Annotated in this window: 17 protein-coding genes and 1 riboswitch; of the genes, 6 read left to right on the top strand and 11 right to left on the bottom strand. The window is 58.2% G+C overall.

Annotated elements, in window-relative coordinates; translation table 11 throughout:
* Positions 1-109 precede the first annotated feature (109 nt).
* Together N1689_RS01885 and N1689_RS01880 are read left to right on the top strand one after the other, a co-directional pair.
* On the top strand, positions 110-1,231 hold the full coding sequence (locus N1689_RS01885) for a L,D-transpeptidase family protein (protein WP_222924312.1): 1,122 nt from the start codon (positions 110-112) through the stop codon (positions 1,229-1,231).
* 187 nt (positions 1,232-1,418) lie between these two features.
* Positions 1,419-3,020, top strand: a complete 1,602-nt coding sequence (locus N1689_RS01880) for an inorganic phosphate transporter (protein WP_222924316.1) — start codon at positions 1,419-1,421, stop codon at positions 3,018-3,020.
* A 20-nt stretch (positions 3,021-3,040) separates the two neighbouring features.
* Here the strand turns inward: N1689_RS01880 and N1689_RS01875 are convergent, their stop codons facing one another.
* The 4 genes from N1689_RS01875 to N1689_RS01860 form a co-directional block, all read right to left on the bottom strand.
* Entirely contained in the window at positions 3,041-4,228 is a 1,188-nt protein-coding gene (locus tag N1689_RS01875; protein WP_161736220.1) for an MFS transporter, read from the bottom strand.
* Positions 4,229-4,298: 70 nt separating this feature from the next.
* A complete protein-coding gene (gene dusC, locus N1689_RS01870; RefSeq protein WP_161736221.1) occupies positions 4,299-5,249 on the bottom strand; it encodes a tRNA dihydrouridine(16) synthase DusC in 951 nt (316 codons plus the stop codon).
* Between the two features lie 2 nt (positions 5,250-5,251).
* On the bottom strand, positions 5,252-6,622 hold the full coding sequence (gene rhlE / locus N1689_RS01865; RefSeq protein ID WP_110331543.1) for an ATP-dependent RNA helicase RhlE: 1,371 nt from the start codon (positions 6,620-6,622) through the stop codon (positions 5,252-5,254).
* A gap of 217 nt (positions 6,623-6,839) precedes the next feature.
* Positions 6,840-7,232 (bottom strand): YbhQ family protein, encoded by a 393-nt coding sequence (locus N1689_RS01860; RefSeq protein ID WP_031594396.1) that lies wholly within the window; start codon positions 7,230-7,232, stop codon positions 6,840-6,842.
* A gap of 179 nt (positions 7,233-7,411) precedes the next feature.
* Between N1689_RS01860 and N1689_RS01855 the strand changes: the two genes are divergently transcribed.
* From N1689_RS01855 to N1689_RS01845, 3 genes are read left to right on the top strand one after another with little or no spacing between them, the layout of a single operon-like run.
* Positions 7,412-8,173, top strand: a complete 762-nt coding sequence (locus tag N1689_RS01855; RefSeq protein ID WP_013357197.1) for an endonuclease/exonuclease/phosphatase family protein — start codon at positions 7,412-7,414, stop codon at positions 8,171-8,173.
* A complete protein-coding gene (clsB, locus tag N1689_RS01850) occupies positions 8,170-9,414 on the top strand; it encodes a cardiolipin synthase ClsB (protein WP_161736223.1) in 1,245 nt (414 codons plus the stop codon). Before N1689_RS01855 ends, clsB begins: the two co-directional genes overlap by 4 nt.
* Positions 9,414-10,379, top strand: a complete 966-nt coding sequence (locus N1689_RS01845; protein WP_222924320.1) for a YbhN family protein — start codon at positions 9,414-9,416, stop codon at positions 10,377-10,379. Before clsB ends, N1689_RS01845 begins: the two co-directional genes overlap by 1 nt.
* Before the next feature lie 50 nt (positions 10,380-10,429).
* Here N1689_RS01845 and N1689_RS01840 read toward each other — a convergent pair whose 3' ends face one another.
* Complete coding sequence (locus N1689_RS01840) at positions 10,430-11,137, bottom strand: Bax inhibitor-1/YccA family protein (protein WP_260057706.1); 708 nt, start codon at positions 11,135-11,137, stop codon at positions 10,430-10,432.
* A 98-nt stretch (positions 11,138-11,235) separates the two neighbouring features.
* Positions 11,236-12,330 carry a DUF1615 domain-containing protein gene (locus N1689_RS01835; RefSeq protein WP_260057705.1) on the bottom strand — a complete coding sequence of 365 codons (1,095 nt, stop codon included), beginning with the start codon at positions 12,328-12,330 and terminating at the stop codon, positions 11,236-11,238.
* Between the two features lie 106 nt (positions 12,331-12,436).
* On the opposite strand from N1689_RS01835, the gene N1689_RS01830 reads away from it, so the two are divergent.
* Positions 12,437-13,222 (top strand): OBAP family protein, encoded by a 786-nt coding sequence (locus N1689_RS01830; RefSeq protein ID WP_161736226.1) that lies wholly within the window; start codon positions 12,437-12,439, stop codon positions 13,220-13,222.
* Between the two features lie 89 nt (positions 13,223-13,311).
* Here the strand turns inward: N1689_RS01830 and moaE are convergent, their stop codons facing one another.
* From moaE to moaA, 5 genes are all read right to left on the bottom strand, one after another.
* Complete coding sequence (gene moaE / locus N1689_RS01825) at positions 13,312-13,764, bottom strand: molybdopterin synthase catalytic subunit MoaE (protein ID WP_161736227.1); 453 nt, start codon at positions 13,762-13,764, stop codon at positions 13,312-13,314.
* A gap of 1 nt (position 13,765) precedes the next feature.
* On the bottom strand, positions 13,766-14,011 hold the full coding sequence (gene moaD / locus N1689_RS01820; RefSeq protein ID WP_161736228.1) for a molybdopterin synthase sulfur carrier subunit: 246 nt from the start codon (positions 14,009-14,011) through the stop codon (positions 13,766-13,768).
* Positions 14,004-14,489, bottom strand: coding sequence for a cyclic pyranopterin monophosphate synthase MoaC (moaC, locus tag N1689_RS01815; protein ID WP_161736229.1), 486 nt, complete (start codon positions 14,487-14,489; stop codon positions 14,004-14,006). Before moaC ends, moaD begins: the two co-directional genes overlap by 8 nt.
* A 2-nt stretch (positions 14,490-14,491) precedes the next feature.
* Positions 14,492-15,007, bottom strand: coding sequence for a molybdenum cofactor biosynthesis protein B (gene moaB / locus N1689_RS01810; RefSeq protein ID WP_161736230.1), 516 nt, complete (start codon positions 15,005-15,007; stop codon positions 14,492-14,494).
* A gap of 14 nt (positions 15,008-15,021) precedes the next feature.
* Positions 15,022-16,008 (bottom strand): GTP 3',8-cyclase MoaA, encoded by a 987-nt coding sequence (gene moaA, locus N1689_RS01805; RefSeq protein WP_161736231.1) that lies wholly within the window; start codon positions 16,006-16,008, stop codon positions 15,022-15,024.
* A riboswitch (molybdenum cofactor riboswitch) is annotated at positions 15,998-16,131 on the bottom strand. (Overlaps the previous gene by 11 nt.)
* Between the last annotated feature and the right edge of the window lie 181 nt (positions 16,132-16,312).

Genomic DNA, 16,312 nt, shown 5'->3' with positions numbered 1-16,312 from the left:
GATTCACAACGTCAGATTAATGAACATATAATGCGCAGCAGGTCACATTGGCCAGCATGAATTCGACACATAGACCAGCCTGAAATATGGCGATAAAGACTTGTAAAATATGAAAATTATTCGCGCTTTCGCTTCAATCGCTCTGGCCCTGGCAGCGTTCAGCCAGTCAGCCTTTGCTGTGGTTTACCCGTTACCGCCGGCCAACAGCCGTCTGATCGGGGAAAATATTGAAATTACGGTTCCTGAAGACAGCAAGCTGCCGCTGGAAGCTTTTGCGGCGCAGTACCAGATGGGCCTCAGCAATATGCTGGAAGCTAATCCGGGTGTTGACGTTTATCTGCCTAAAGCTGGCAGCAAAATGATCATCCCACAGCAGCTGATCCTGCCTGACGCACCGCGTGAAGGCATTGTGATTAACAGCGCGGAGATGCGTCTCTATTACTATCCGAAAGGTAGCAAAACCGTGGTGGTGTTGCCAATTGGTATCGGTGAACTGGGTAAAGATACCCCGATTAACTGGACCACAGCGGTAGAACGTAAGAAAGATGGCCCGACCTGGACGCCAACCAAAGGTATGCACGCGGATTACGCGGCACGCGGTGAAACGCTGCCAGCCGTGTTCCCGGCAGGCCCGGATAACCCAATGGGGCTTTACGCGCTCTATATCGGTCGTCTCTATGCGATTCATGGCACCAACGCCAACTTCGGTATCGGCCTGCGCGTGAGCCACGGTTGTGTGCGTCTGCGCGCTGACGATATTAAGTGGCTGTATCAGAACGTGCCGGTCGGCACGCGCGTACAGTTCGTTGACCAGCCGGTAAAAGCGACCGTAGAGCCTGATGGCTCACGGTACGTTGAAGTGCATAACCCGCTGTCGACCACCGAAGAGCAGTTCAACTCACGTGAACTGGTGCCGATTACGCTGACGCAGGCCGTAAGCAAAGTGCTGGTTGATGCCAGCGTCAATCAGGATCAGGTTAACGGCGCTATTCAGGGCCGCACCGGTATGCCGGTAAAAGTGAACGGTGTGGAAAACAACATCCAGACCGCACCTGTCCCGGCGCCGGAAAACCCGCAGGCTGCACCACAGGAAGAACCGATGACGCCGGTGACCCCACAGGGTGCCAGCAGTGATGCCGCGCAGCCACAGCAGCCGACCACTGAGCCAGCCGCACCGGCCGCTCCGGTAACACCAGCAGCACCGGCAGCCGCGGCCAATACCAGCTCGTAATTGCCGCCCTGCTTTTAGAAGCCGGCGCCTGTCGCTGGCTTTTTTATTGCCTGAATTAAGGCAAATTACCCACTATTTCCTCCATCCTTCCCCGCGTGACCATCATTAATCTGTCATAGAAAGCGCGTATCACACTCTGTTAACCCGATGCAAATCAGCATCCGGCATCAGCCACGTGAGGTACACCATGAGCGAAAACAGTCTCTCCTCCTCATCAGCCCGGGGACGCCCCGATTTCAACGGCAAGGGCAGTCGCTTCAGTAAGCCGCTGTTTTTCATTCTGCTGGTCGCCGGACTGGCGTTCGCCGGACTTAACCTGGTCAATGATGTTGAAGAAACCAATATGCCGGTCACCAGCTATCTGCCGTTCTTTCTGCTGGGACTGGCGCTGCTGATTGCGCTCGGCTTTGAGTTCGTCAATGGCTTTCACGATACCGCCAACGCGGTCGCCACGGTAATCTACACCCATTCGCTGACGCCCGGCGTGGCGGTAGTCTGGTCCGGTTTCTGTAACTTTATGGGCGTGCTGCTTTCCAGCGGCGTGGTGGCGTTTGGCATTATCTCGCTGCTGCCGGTCGAGCTGATCCTGCAGGCCAGCAGCGGCAACGGCTTTGCCATGGTCTATGCGCTGCTCTTCTCCGCCATTATCTGGAATCTGGGCACCTGGTATTTCGGTCTGCCCTCGTCGTCGTCGCATACGCTGATTGGCTCAATTATCGGCGTTGGGGTGGCTAACGCCATGCTGCACGGCCGCAGCGGACTGAGCGGCGTGGACTGGGATCAGGCACTTAAGGTCGGCTATGCCCTGCTGCTGTCGCCGGTGGTCGGTTTTGTCTGCGCCGGGCTGCTGCTGTGGGTGATGAAGATGTTTATCCGTAATCGCCAGCTTTATCAGGCGCCGAAAAGTGACCAGCCGCCGCCGGTCTGGATCCGTGGTCTGCTGATCCTGACCTGCACCGGCGTCTCCTTTGCGCACGGCTCCAACGATGGACAGAAAGGAATGGGGCTGATTATGCTGATCCTGGTGGGCACTATGCCGATCGCTTACGCCCTGAACCGATCGCTGCCGGCCGATCAGATCCCACGCGTGGCCGCACTGACCGAGGTGACCGCCCATCAGCTGCTGCAACTGCAACCGGCGACAGCACATCCTCCGGCGGCGCGCGACGTGCTGACCGGTTTTGTCGGCAGCAACCAGATGAATGCCGGGGTGTTACCGGCGCTGGCCAGGACGCTTAACGAGGTGGGCGATCAGATTCGCCGCTACGGTTCGATGGATAACATTCCTGCCCAGGCAGTGACCAACACCCGCAATCAGATGTATCTGGCCTCGGAGTCGATTAAGCACCTGCAGACCGCAAAGGTCACACTGCCGCAGGAGACCGAACGCAATCTGAAAGCGGTGAAAACTGAACTCGATAGCGCCACCCGCTTTATTCCGATGTGGGTGAAAGTGGTGGTGGCAATTGCGCTGGGGCTGGGCACCATGGTCGGCTGGCGCAGGATTGTGGTGACGGTGGGAGAACGCATCGGGAAAACCCATCTGAGCTATGCCCAGGGTGCCAGCGCCGAGCTGGTGGCGATGATGACCATTGGCGCAGCCGATGGCTTTGGCCTGCCGGTGTCAACCACCCATGTATTGTCGTCCGGCGTAGCAGGCACCATGGCGGCCAACCGCTCTGGTCTGCAGTTTTCAACCCTGCGTAATCTGGCTGTGGCCTGGGTATTAACGCTGCCGGTCTCCATTCTGCTCTCCGCCCTGCTCTACTGGGCGTTTACCCATTTCTGATAGTCAGCGCTCACCACCGGTCAGGTGGTGAGCCGTTGCTGCGTATAAAGCCGCAGCGTAATCAGCAGCGCGCCCAGTACCATTACGGCGGCAGCCAGATAGACCGACTGCATCCCCCAGTGTCCGATAAACAGTCCCGCCACCGGGCCGGTTAAGCCCAGCCCCAGATCGAGAAACGCGGAATAGGTGCCCAGCGCCGAACCCTGATCCTGACGCTCAACCCGTTTTACCGCCTCAACGCCCAGCGCCGGGAAGACCAGCGAAAAGCCGCTGCCGGTGAGAAACGCGCCCGCGCCTACCAGCCAGGCGCTGTCAGCCTGCCAGATAATCAGCAGTCCCAGACACTCCAGCAGAAAAGAGAAAAGTGACACGCGCAGTCCGCCAAAGCGAGTAATGAAGCGACCAAACCCCAGCCGCACCAGCACAAACCCCAGACTGAACAGTGTCAGCGCATAGGCCGCGCCCTGCCAGTCACGGCTGGCAAAATAGAGAGTGATAAAGGTGGCGATGACGCCAAAGCCGATAGTGCCGAAGCCCAGCGCCAGGCCATAAAGCCAGACGCGGGAGAAGACGCGATGAAAGGGAATGCGCTCACCCACGCTGACGGTGACCGCCGGTTTGCGGCTGGCCATCAGATACCCGACGACGCCCATCAGCGCAATCAGTCCGGCAAATCCGCTCATGCCAAACTGACTGTTCAGCAGCACGCCCAGCGGCGCACCAACGGCCATCGCCAGATAGGTGGCGACGCCGTTCCAGGAGATGACGCGCGCGGTCTGCAGTGGCCCGACGATGTTCATACCCCACAGGGTTGAGCCGGTGCTGCTGAAGCTTTCCCCCACGCCGAGAAACAGTCGCCCGATAGCCAGCAGCGCCAGGCTCAGCCAGGGCCAGCTGCTCAGCAGTGCGGCCACGATAGTCAGCACCCCGCTCATGCCGCAGCAGATTAGTCCCAGCATCACCACCCGTTTTGGCCCCAGGCGATCGGCGAGACGGCCCGACTGTGGACGGCTGAGCAGCGTCGCAAAATATTGAATACTGATAATCAGACCAGCAATAAAGGAGCTGAAACCAAGCTGATTTTTGACGAAGCCCGGCAGCACGGCCAGCGGCAGTCCGACAGAGAGATAGCAGAAGAAGGTGAAGATAATAACGGAGAGGATTCGTTTGTTGAGCTGGCTGTTGCTCAACACAGCGTTGTCAGACATAGCAGGCTTGTGGTGTGGGAAATTTTGCCCACTATACCGTCAGGCTGCTAAAGGGTCGCCTGATTTTTTATCACAAACCATGAACATGTGCATGACGGTCAATCGCCTGCGCGATGTCACCCGAGTTTTTTAACGCACGGATTTCACTGAATAAGCCATCGGCTTCGCCGTACGCTTTGCGCAGATAACCGAGCCACTGTTTGATACGCGCCACGTGATAGAGGCCGGTATCGCCCTGCTTCTCCAGCCGACTATATTTTTGCAATAACCGCACCACATCGGGCCAGGCCATCGGCGGCTCATTATATTTTACGACCCGGCTCAGGTTGGGGATGTTCAGTGCGCCACGGCCAATCATCACCGCATCGCAGCCGGTGACCGCCATACAGTGTTGCGCGCTTTGCCAGTCCCATATTTCGCCATTGGCAATCACCGGAATGCGCAGCCGCTGACGAATGTCGCCAATCGCCTGCCAGTTGATCGCTTCTGCGCGATAGCCCTCTTCTTTAGTGCGCCCATGTACTGTCAGCTCGCTGGCACCGGCCTGCTGGACCGCGTCGGCAATCTCCAGGCTGCGGGCGCTGGAATCCCAGCCGAGCCGCACTTTTACCGTCACCGGCAAATCGGCAGGCACCGCTTCACGCATCGCTTTCGCGCCGCGATAAATCAGATCGGGATCTTTCAGAAGGGTTGCACCGCCTCCGCTGCCGTTGACCAGTTTAGAGGGACAGCCACAGTTGAGATCAACACCCCAGGAACCCAGTTCCACCGCGCGTGCGGCGTTCTCGGCTAACCATTCGGGATGCTGCCCCAGCAGCTGCATACGCACCCGCGTGCCGGATGGCGTACGGCTGCCGTGATGCAGTTCGGGGCAGAGACGGGTGAAGGATTTTACCGGCAGCAGTTGATCGACTACGCGCAAAAACTCAGTGATGCAGAGATCGTAGTCATTCACTTCCGATAGCAGCTGGCGCACCAGTGAATCCAGCACGCCTTCCATCGGAGCCAGTAAAACCCTCATACTCAGACGTTTCCGGTGCGCTTCGGAGCCGGACGACGCGGACGGGCTGCGGGCTTATCGCCCTGAGGCGCAGCCTGGCTCTGACGACGCGCCTGAGGACGTTTGTCGCCGGATGAAGATGAACGCGATGCGCCTGCACCCTGTCCGCCCTGACCACGCCCACGACCGCCGCCACCTGCACCGCCGCGAGACTGCTGCTGACGACCGTTGATGATCGGCTCCGCTTTGATGCTCGGATCGGGTTCATAACCCTCAATCGCCAGACGCGGGATTTCACGCTTCAGCAGACGTTCGATATCACGCAGCAGTTTGTGCTCATCGACGCAGACCAGCGACAGTGCGACACCGGTTGCAGCCGCACGGCCGGTACGGCCAATACGGTGAACGTAATCTTCGGCGACGTTAGGCAGCTCGTAGTTCACGACGTGTGGCAGCTCTTCGATATCCAGGCCACGGGCCGCGATATCGGTCGCAACCAGCACGCGAATGCCGCCTGACTTAAAGTCGGCCAGCGCACGGGTACGGGCACCCTGGCTCTTATTGCCGTGGATCGCGGCAGCGGTGATGCCATCTTTGCCCAACTGCTCGGCAAGGTGGTTAGCGCCGTGTTTGGTACGGGTAAAGACCAGCACCTGCTGCCAGTTACCTTCGCCGATCAGCTGCGACAGCAGTTCCCGCTTACGCTTCTTATCAACGAAATGCACCTGCTGCGCCACCTGCTCAGAAGCGGTGTTGCGGCGAGCCACTTCAATCATTTCCGGGTTGGTCAGCAGTTTTTCCGCCAGGCCTTTGATCTCATCCGAGAAGGTGGCCGAGAACAGCAGGTTCTGACGTTTAGCCGGCAGACGGGCCAGCACGCGACGGATGTCGTGGATAAAGCCCATATCCAGCATACGGTCCGCTTCATCCAGCACCAGAATTTCGACCTGTGACAGGTCAACGGCATTCTGTTGCGCCAGATCCAGCAGGCGACCTGGCGTGGCGACCAGCACATCGACACCGCCACGCAGCTTGACCATCTGTGGATTGATGCTGACGCCACCAAACACCACCAGCGAACGCAGCGAGAGATATTTGCTGTAGTCGCTGACGTTTTCGCCGACCTGCGCCGCGAGTTCACGGGTCGGGGTCAGGATCAGAGCGCGTACCGGGCGACGGCCGCGTACGGGCGTCGCGGTGGCAGAGAGTTTCTGTAACAACGGTAAGGTAAAGCCGGCCGTTTTGCCGGTGCCGGTCTGGGCACTCGCCAGCAGATCGCGGCCTGCCAGCACCACAGGAATCGCCTGGCGCTGGATAGGTGTAGGTTCGCTGTAGCCTTGTTCGGCAACCGCGCGCAAAATATCGGCACTCAGGCCGAGAGAGTCAAATGACATTACGTGGTTTACTCCGGTCCGCTCTGGCCGTGATTCACGGTGTAGTTTTCAGAGGGATAGTGACGGCAGCTGGGGCTGACGCGTGAAAAGGGCACAAACTACGATGCGTAAGCGGGCGAGTGTAGCAGCTTTAAATGAAGTGTGCGAGATAGCTCACATTTACTGACATAACTTAACGGTGCAGAAACAGGAAGGCCACCTCGCGGTGGCCTTCAACTTAACTACGTTTATTTTCGATGCGCCGCGGTGGCTCTTTCGCCAGCAGCGAAACCAGCGCCGGACCCAGCAACATCACTACGCCGAGACAGGCCAGCAGCAGGTTGTTGTGGTAAATCCGCGACACAAGGAACAGCGTCATCATGGCGGCGCCAAAGTAGTAAGTGGTGGTCGCTTCTTCAAGATAATCGCCGAGCGTACGTAAACGGGCGATACGCTGTGTCACCAGCATGGCAACAAAAACCAGTGCGTACATCGCCACCAGCGTGCTGCAGACATCAACCAGCGCCTTGTGTTTCCAGCCCCAGATCAGCGCAGCGATCACCAGCAGATGCATAGCGATATGCAACAACGTCTGACCCGTGATGATTTGAATACGATTAGACCATTTCATTCAATTCTCCTGGCAGACCCAACAGGTCGCCCAAGTGCTACCGGCACAAGCCGGAAACGGTTTCCTCAATGTAAAACAATTTTCGGATAACGCCCTAAATATCGCGCTCTCTCACCACCCATTTGTGACAAAGACTACACTTTGATTCTATTGATGATGAAAAGGAGTGCGTCGCGAGTATGCCACAAAATGCGCAAGGATTTTCAATAAAAGTCCTGACGATCAATACACACAAGGGGTTCGCTCCGTTTAATCGCCGCTTCATCCTGCCGGAATTGCGCGAAGCCGTTCGCGCAACCTCGGCGGATGTGGTCTTTCTCCAGGAGGTAATGGGCACACATGCCATCCACTCCCTTAACCATGAAGAGTGGCCTGAATCGCCTCATTATGAGTTTCTGGCCGACACCATGTGGAACGATTTCGCCTATGGCCGCAATGCGGTCTATCCGGAGGGGCATCACGGCAACGCGGTGCTGTCACGCTTCCCGATAACCGACTATGAGAACCGGGATATCTCGGTGGCAGGCAGTGAAAATCGCGGCATGCTGCACTGTCAGATCGCCCTGCCCGAGCCGCACGGCACGCTGCATGTCATTTGTGTTCACCTGGGTCTCAAAGAGGCGCATCGTCACGCGCAGATGAAGAAGATCTGTGAAATGGTCAACTCGCTGCCGCCCGACGCGCCGGTCGTCGTGGCAGGCGATTTTAATGACTGGCAGCGACGTGCGAACGCCATTTTAAAACAGGGCGCAGGCCTGAAAGAGGTATTCAGTATGAAAACCGGACGCCCGGCGCGCACCTTCCCGGCGCGCTTCCCGCTCTTGCGGCTTGACCGCATCTATGTGCGCAATGCTACCGTCAGTCATCCGTGGGCACTGCCGCGAAAACCCTGGTCCCATCTTTCCGACCATGCGCCGCTGGCGGTGGAGATTCATCTATGAATTTTAACTGGCAGGAAGGCAACCGGCTGCTGTTGCTGGAAAATGGTGAAGCGTTTTTCCCGCGCGTCTTTGGTGCGATCCAGCGGGCAGAACGCTCAGTTCTGATCGAAACCTTTATTCTGTTCGAAGATGAGGTCGGTAACGCCCTGCATCGTGAGTTGCTGGCAGCGGCCCAGCGCGGCGTGCGGGTCGAAGTGATGGTCGATGGCTACGGCTCCGCTGAACTCTCTGACAAATTTGTGAACAGCCTGACCAGCGCGGGCGTGCGTTTCATCTACTACGATCCGCGTCCGCTGGTGATGGGGATGCGTACCAACGTCTTCCGCCGTCTGCACCGTAAAACGGTAGTGGTGGATGACGTGGTCGCCTTTGTTGGCGGTATCAACTTCTCGGCCGAGCACAATACTGATTACGGCCCGGAGGCGAAGCAGGATTACGCCGTGCAGGTAAAAGGCCCGGTCGTGGCAGACATCGCCCGCTATCTGCAACAGGCGATTGGCAGCGAGCAGCACACCCGGCGCTGGTGGGGATCGCGTTCTCATCGTCCGGCGGTGAATGCTAAACCCGGCGATGCCCAGGTCCTCTATGTCTTTCGTGATAACGACGAGCATCGTGACGATATCGAAGTGCATTATCTGGAGATGCTGCGCGAGGCGAAGCGCGATGTGATTATTGCCAACGCTTACTTCTTCCCCGGCTACCGGCTTCTGCGTGAGATGCGCAATGCCGCGCAGCGTGGCGTCCGGGTACGGCTGATCGTGCAGGGTGAGCCGGATATGCCGATTGTGAAAGTGGGCGCGGAGCTGCTCTACAACTATCTGGTCGATGGTGGCGTGGAAGTCTACGAATATATCCGTCGTCCGCTGCACGGCAAGATCGCCGTAAAAGATGATTACTGGGCCACTGTCGGCTCCAGCAATCTCGATCCGCTGAGCCTCTCTCTGAATCTGGAAGCTAACCTGATCATCCACGACAGGCCGTTCAACCAGACGCTGCGTGACAACCTCGAAGCGCTGCTGGCTAACGACTGCCAGCGCGTGCAGGAGGATCGTCTGCCGCCGCGCAACTGGTGGCAACTGAGTAAAAGCGTGGTGGTATTCCATTTCCTGCGTCATTTCCCGGCCATCGCGGGCTGGCTTCCGGCGCACACACCGCTGCTGGCTCAGGTCAGCGCCCCGGTACAGCCTGAAATGGAGACGCAGGATCGTGTAGAAGCAGACAACCCGGGAGCAAAATCCTGATGGCAAAAAAACATCCACGCTGGCAACTGGCAAAAAAAATCCTCACCGTGCTGTTTTTCGTCGCGGTGGTGGTTCTGCTGGTGGTTTATGCCCGCAAAGTGAACTGGGAAGATGTTTACGACGTCATCGTTAACTACAACCGCTTTGTCGTCCTGACCGCCGCCGGACTGGTGGTGCTGAGTTACCTGGTATACGGCTGCTATGACCTGATTGGCCGCGCCTACTGCGGTCATAAGCTGGCGAAGCGACAGGTCATGCTGGTGTCGTTTATCTGTTACGCCTTTAACCTGACGCTGAGTACCTGGGTGGGCGGCGTCGCCATGCGCTACCGGCTCTATTCCCGCCTCGGCCTGGACAGCGGCACCATCACCCGCATCTTCTCACTAAGCATCGCGACTAACTGGCTGGGCTATATTCTGCTTGCGGGCGTGGTGTTCAGCGCTGGCATGGTCTCTATCCCCGGCGGCTGGTTTATTGGTGAAACCACGCTGCGGCTGATTGGTGTGGTTCTGCTGGTGCTGGTGGCGGTTTACCTCTGGGCCTGCGCCTTCTCGAAGCAGCGTCGCTGGACCATTAAAGGCCAGACGCTGCAGCTGCCTTCGCTGCGCATGGCACTGCTGCAGTTTGCGGTTTCCTGCGCCAACTGGATGGTGATGGGGGCGATTATCTGGCTGCTGCTGGGACGAGACGTCGGTTATCCGATGGTGCTGGGCGTGCTGCTGATCAGCAGTATTGCCGGGGTAATCATTCATATTCCGGCGGGCATTGGGGTTCTGGAAGCGGTGTTCCTGGCACTGCTCAGCGGTCAGCACGCTTCGCATGGCACCATTATCGCAGCGCTGCTGGCCTATCGCGTGCTCTACTTTATCCTGCCGCTGCTGTTAGCGCTGGTGCTCTATCTGGGGCTGGAGAGTCGGGCGAAGCATCTGCGTCAGAAGAACGAGCAGAAGTTACAGAAGTCATAATAAAAAAGGGGGAGGCGCAACCTGTGCGTCTCCCCCTTTTACACCGAAAATTAGCGGCGGTTACCGAAAATCCGCAGCAGCATCAGGAACAGGTTGATGAAGTCGAGATAGAGCGTCAGTGCGCCCATAATCGAGTAGCGACGCAGATTTTCCGCGTCGCGGGCATCGATCTGCTCACCGATGTTTTTCAGCTTCTGCGTGTCATAAGCGGTTAATCCCACAAACACCACCACACCGATGTAGGTAATCGCCCACATCAGCGCCGGACTTTTCAGCCAGAAGTTCACCAGCGACGCCAGCACAATGCCTATCAGTGCCATAAACAGCAGGCTGCCAAAACGGCTCAGGTCGCGTTTAGTGGTATAGCCGTAGAAGCTCATCGCGCCAAACATCCCTGCCGTGACAAAGAAGGTGCTGGCGATGGAGGAGTAGGTGTAGACCAGGAAAATACTCGCCATGGTAATGCCGGTCAGCGCTGAATAGAGCATAAACAGCCCGGTGGCTACGGCCCCGCTCAGACGATGCACCATGCCTGACAGGAAGAACACCAGCGCCAGCTGCGCGATAATCAGCCCGAAGAAGGTAATGCGATTGGCAAACACCAGCTCCATGACTGCGGGCGTGCGCGCCGCGAACCAGGAGACAAATGCGGTCAGTAACAGACCGCAGGTCATCCAGCCATAAACCTGCGCCATATAGGCTTGTAAACCGCGAGATGCGGGTTGAACGATGGAATCATTGCGTGGATATCGGTCCATGATGCACCTCTTGTTGAACGGATGAACAGCTCCCTGCCGGGAGCCATGCCAGAGTTAAGTGTGGCACAGCTCAGCTCAACTGTGCCACAACATGCCGGTTAACGCCGCGACAGACACTGCTGATAACGGCTGTCGACGCGCTGCGCAAACCACGCCGTCGTCAGATTACGGGTAATTTTCGGGCTTTCCAGCTTGATGCCCGGCAGCATTTCGCGCGGCAGCTTACGACCCGCCATTTTATCCGCCAGGGCAAAGACCTGTTTCCAGAGTTCACTGTCGCTGAACGATTCTTTCTCTCCTTTCTCCAGGTCGCGGCGAATGGCGCTGTTGGTCATATCGATCTGCTTCGAGAGCGTGCGCACAGCCAGTTCGGTACCGCCTGCCGCGTCTGAGCCATAGAGGATCAGGTCGCCATCCAGCGCCAGCTTCATGCCGGTGGCCTTTGACACCGCCGCCTGAAACGCCGCGTTGCGGCTGGCGTACCAGCCCGCATTGTAGTCGGCAAAGCGGTAGAGCGGCTGGCTGTAGTCAGCCGGGTAGCCAAGCAGGTGCATGGTGCCGAAGTAGATCCCGCCGTGACGGGTAAAGACTTCGCGCCGGATCGTGCCATCTACCGGCCACGGGTAGCCTTTGGCGTGCGCTTCGGCAAACGCAATGCTGACCTGCATCGGCCCGCCAGTGTGGATCGGGTTGAGATTGCCGAACAGCGTCTGGCCCATCGGCACCATATCGATCAGGTCATCGAAAATGGCGCTGAGATCTTTTTCACTGCGCACTTTATCGAGCCGGGCCGCATAGCTTTCGCCGGTCGGCGATTTAATCAGCAGCGCGGTGCGAACCAGGAAGGCCGGCACATGCACCTGCGCCGCACGGCGGTTGATCTCACCCCAGGCGATTTTCGGCAGTCCCGGCACGGCAGCTTCGGCGCTGAAGTTGCTCTCCTGATCCGCCACGGCAATCACCGCGCAGAGGTTACTGGCGCTGGGTTCGATCTGCTGCGTGCGGAAGGTGGTGTAGATATCGTCGCTCCAGGCCGCTTTATTGCTGACGTGCGACGGCAGCAGCCGCTGGATCTGTGCTTTGACATCTTCAGGCTGCCGTACGGGCGCCTCCGGGGTTTTCTTGCTGCTACAACCCGCCAGCACCAGTGCGGCGACCAGTGTCAGACGTTGCAGAATCGGGGTGGATGACATGCCTGTCCTCAGAATGAACTAAAACCTTACTCTATCATCGCCAGAGTTACACAGGCAGGAGAGAACTGAACTAAGGTTACCTTTTTTAACGTTAAAGGAACTTACGATGTTTAAACTCTGGCCTGCTGCGGCATTCAGCCTGTTATTAACCGGTTGCGGCGCTAATAATACGCCTGCCCAGGTGCAGTCACCGGGCGCGCCCACCTCCTCCTCGCTTAAAGTACTGGAGACCGGCGCCAGCGTGATGCAGTCACGTCCGCCCATCGACGCCATCAATACCTATCTCGATGGCTTCCATTTTTATAATGGCGACAAGAACGGTCAGATGGAGGCGCACCACTATGTCACCGTGCTGAACGACGATGTGATGCAGGCGGTGATTTACGACGGCAACACGCGCGACGCGCGGCTGATGGGCGTGGAGTACATCATCAGTGAACGGCTGTTTAAGACCCTGCCGCCCGAAGAGAAGAAGCTGTGGCACAGCCATCAGTATGAGGTGAAGTCCGGCACGCTGATTGCGCCAGGCTTACCGAAAGTTGCCGACCATGCGCTGATGACGCGCATCGTGAATACCTATGGCAAAACCTGGCACACCTGGCACACCGACCGCGACAAAACGCTGCCGATCGGCATTCCGGCGCTGATGATGGGCTTTACCGAAGATGGTCAGATGGATTCCCGGCTGCTGGCGGATCGCGATCGTCGCTTTGGCGTGGACAGCAAACAGATCCGGGCCGATCGGGCGGATATCGTCGCGCATCCGGCGGCACCTGGTGCCAACGCGTGGGAAAAGGGTCAGGTCATCCAGCTGAAGCGTACCAGTGGCGGCGGTGAGCACAGCCACGGTCAGACCGGCTTTGGCCCGGCAGAGCAGCTGAAGCAACCTTAAGCGATGGGATGTGCAGGCCTGGGCGGGCAGGCGTCCAGAGAAAACTCAGCGGGCAGAAACCCTCCGGCCCGCTGAGCCATAATGTCGTCTTAGTCCCAGCGCCGGGCCGCCTGATGGTCGCTGTCGCGGGCATCCACCCAGCGATCGCCCTGCTCTGTCGCTTCGCGCTTCCAGAACGGCGCGCGGGTTTTCAGATAATCCATGATGAACTCCGCGGCAGAAAAGGCGCTGCCGCGATGGGCGCTGGTAACGCCCACCAGCACGATCTCATCGCCCGGAAACAGCTCGCCAACGCGGTGGATTACCGTAACGCGCTGCAGCGGCCAGCGTTCACGCGCCGCATCCACAATCTCCTGCAGCGCTTTCTCGGTCATGCCGGGATAGTGTTCCAGCGTCAGCGCCGCCACGTCTGCACCCAGGTTGTGATTACGCACTTTGCCGGTAAAGGTCACTACGGCACCATCTTCGTCACAGGCCGCCAGCCAGCGATACGCTTCCGCCATATCAAAGGGTGCGGGACCGACGCGAATCTCTGTTTCCATCTCAGCCTCCGGTCACGGGCGGGAAAAAGGCCACTTCATCACCGGCGTGCAGCGGGTGACTCATCGGCACCAGCGTCTGATTGACAGCCGCCAGCAGTTTGCCCGACTCCAGCGCCAGTGCCCAGCGATCGTCACGTTCAGCCAGCGCAGCGCGCAGCGCGGCCACATCCGGATACTCCGCACCGACCTCAAGCGATGCGGTGCCGGTCAGCTCACGCACCTGGGCGAAAAACAGCACCTTAATCATGGGCGACCGCCTGAAAATCACCGCTTTTGCCGCCGCGCTTGCTGATTAACCGCAGCTGATCAATGACAATATCTTTCTGAACCGCTTTGCACATGTCGTAGATGGTCAGCGCGGCAACCGAGGCGGCCGTCAGCGCTTCCATCTCGACGCCGGTTTTGCCGGTCAGGCGACAGAGCGAGGTGATGCGAACCCGATTATGGTCCTGTTCCGCTTCAAGGTTCACTTCCACTTTGCTCAGCATCAGCGGATGACAGAGCGGGATCAGCTCCCAGGTGCGTTTTGCTGCCTGGATCCCGGCGATGCGCGCGGTGGCAAAGACATCCCCTTTGTGGTGGCTGCCTTCCATAATCATCTGCAGCGTTTCCGGCTGCATCAGCACCAGCACTTCGGCACGTGCTTCGCGCACGGTTTCAGCCTTGGCGGAGACATCCACCATGTGCGCTTCGCCCGCGGCGTTAATGTGTGTGAGTTGAGACATACTTACCGTTTTTTCAGATGTGAGACAAAATTACAGGGCGCGGTGCGTGCATCAAGCTGGTCAGCAATAATGCGCTCCCAGGCGGTGCGACAGGCGCTGGTGGAGCCCGGCACGGCCAGGATCAGCGTCCCGTTAGCCAGACCGGCAATGGCGCGTGACTGCAGCGTCGATCCGCCAATCTCTTCATAGGAGATCATCCGGAACAGTTCGCCAAACCCGTCGATTTCGCGGTCAAACAGCGGCAGCAGCGCTTCCGGCGTGCTGTTTTTCAGGTTAAAGCCCGTGCCGCCATTAATGATCACCACCTGTACATCGTCACTGGCGATCCAGCGCGATACTGTGGCGCGAATGCGGTAGAGATTATCCGGCACGATGGCGTGATCGACGACGTCATGGCCCGCTTCTGCCGCCGCCTCGCGCAGATAGTCGCCGGAGGTGTCGTTGCTGGCATCGCGACGGTCTGACACCGTCATCACCGCAATCTGCACGGCCTGAAATTCGCTGGCTGGTTTACCCATACTTCCTCCTGAAATTAGCCACCAATGTAAGAGAGATTCTGTGTGATGCCGGTGTTGCCCTGATGCAGGAAGTGCGTCTGTTTCTTCTGCCCCAGGCTGCTGGCGATGCGCGCCTGCAGTTCGGCCTGCTGCGCATCGGATGCCAGCAGGTCGCGCAGCGGCACACCGCCGTCACCAAACAGGCACAGGTGCAGATTACCCTGCGCCGATACACGCAGACGGTTGCAGCTGGCACAGAAATCTTTGGCGTAAGGCATGATCAGGCCAATCTCGCCGACATAATCGGGATGGTAAAAAACCTGCGCCGGGCCGTCGCTGCGTCCGCTTTCGCGCCGCTGCCAGCCCTGGGCGATAAGTTGATCGCGGATCACCATGCCGGACACATGCTGATCGCGGAACAGCGTGCCGCCGTCGCCGGTCTCCATCAGTTCGATAAAGCGCAGCTGAATCGGACGGGTGCGGATCCAGTCAAGAAAAGTCGCCAGATTACGGCTATTGAGATCGCGCATCAGCACGCTGTTGACTTTGACCTGGCGAAAACCGGCGTCCAGCGCCGCGTCGATGCCGCTCATCACCTGATGGAATTTATCCTGGCCGGTGATGGCGTGAAACTGACGGGCGTCCAGGCTGTCGACGCTGACGTTAAGTGCGGTCAGACCCGCATCACGCCACTGCTTCACGTCGCGGGCCAGCCGGTAGCCATTGGTGGTCACTGCGATCTGGCGGATAGAGGCGTTTTCACGCACTGCCGCAATGATGTCAGTGAAATCACGGCGCAGCGACGGCTCACCGCCGGTCAGCCGCACTTTTTCGGTTCCGGCTGCGGCGAAGGCCCGCGTGACGCGGCGGATTTCATCCAGAGAGAGAAAGCTTTTGTTACGAATTCCCTGCGGTTTGTAGCCGTCAGGAAGACAGTAGGTACAGCGGAAATTACAGACATCCGTGACCGACAGGCGCAGGTAATAGAACTTACGCGCGTATGCATCAGTAAATTGTGACACCAGAACACCTTTCCAGATTGGGAGATGCAGTCATTTCTTCCTGCACCCTGGCAGCTCGATGGCTACGGCCTGAACCCCCTATCCGCAGACTTAGGCATTCAGGCTTGAGTGTACGCTGACCCGTTGATCAGCGCGGTAAACATGATGGTAGCGTGAATTCCGCCACTCTTCCATTTGCTCTTTTCGCTATATATTCTTATACATATCGAATTTTCACCGCATTTTCGCGACAGGATACGTTAAAATGCGATCCAGATTTTGACGTAAGTCATCCGCGCGGGCTTAGCGTTTAGAGCCACGCTAC

This window comes from Pantoea sp. XY16, assembly GCF_025153065.1.
Classification (GTDB): Bacteria; Pseudomonadota; Gammaproteobacteria; order Enterobacterales; family Enterobacteriaceae; genus Pantoea; species Pantoea alfalfae.
The sequence above is the reverse complement of the archived record's forward strand: the minus strand, read 5'-3'. Positions and strand labels throughout refer to the sequence as shown.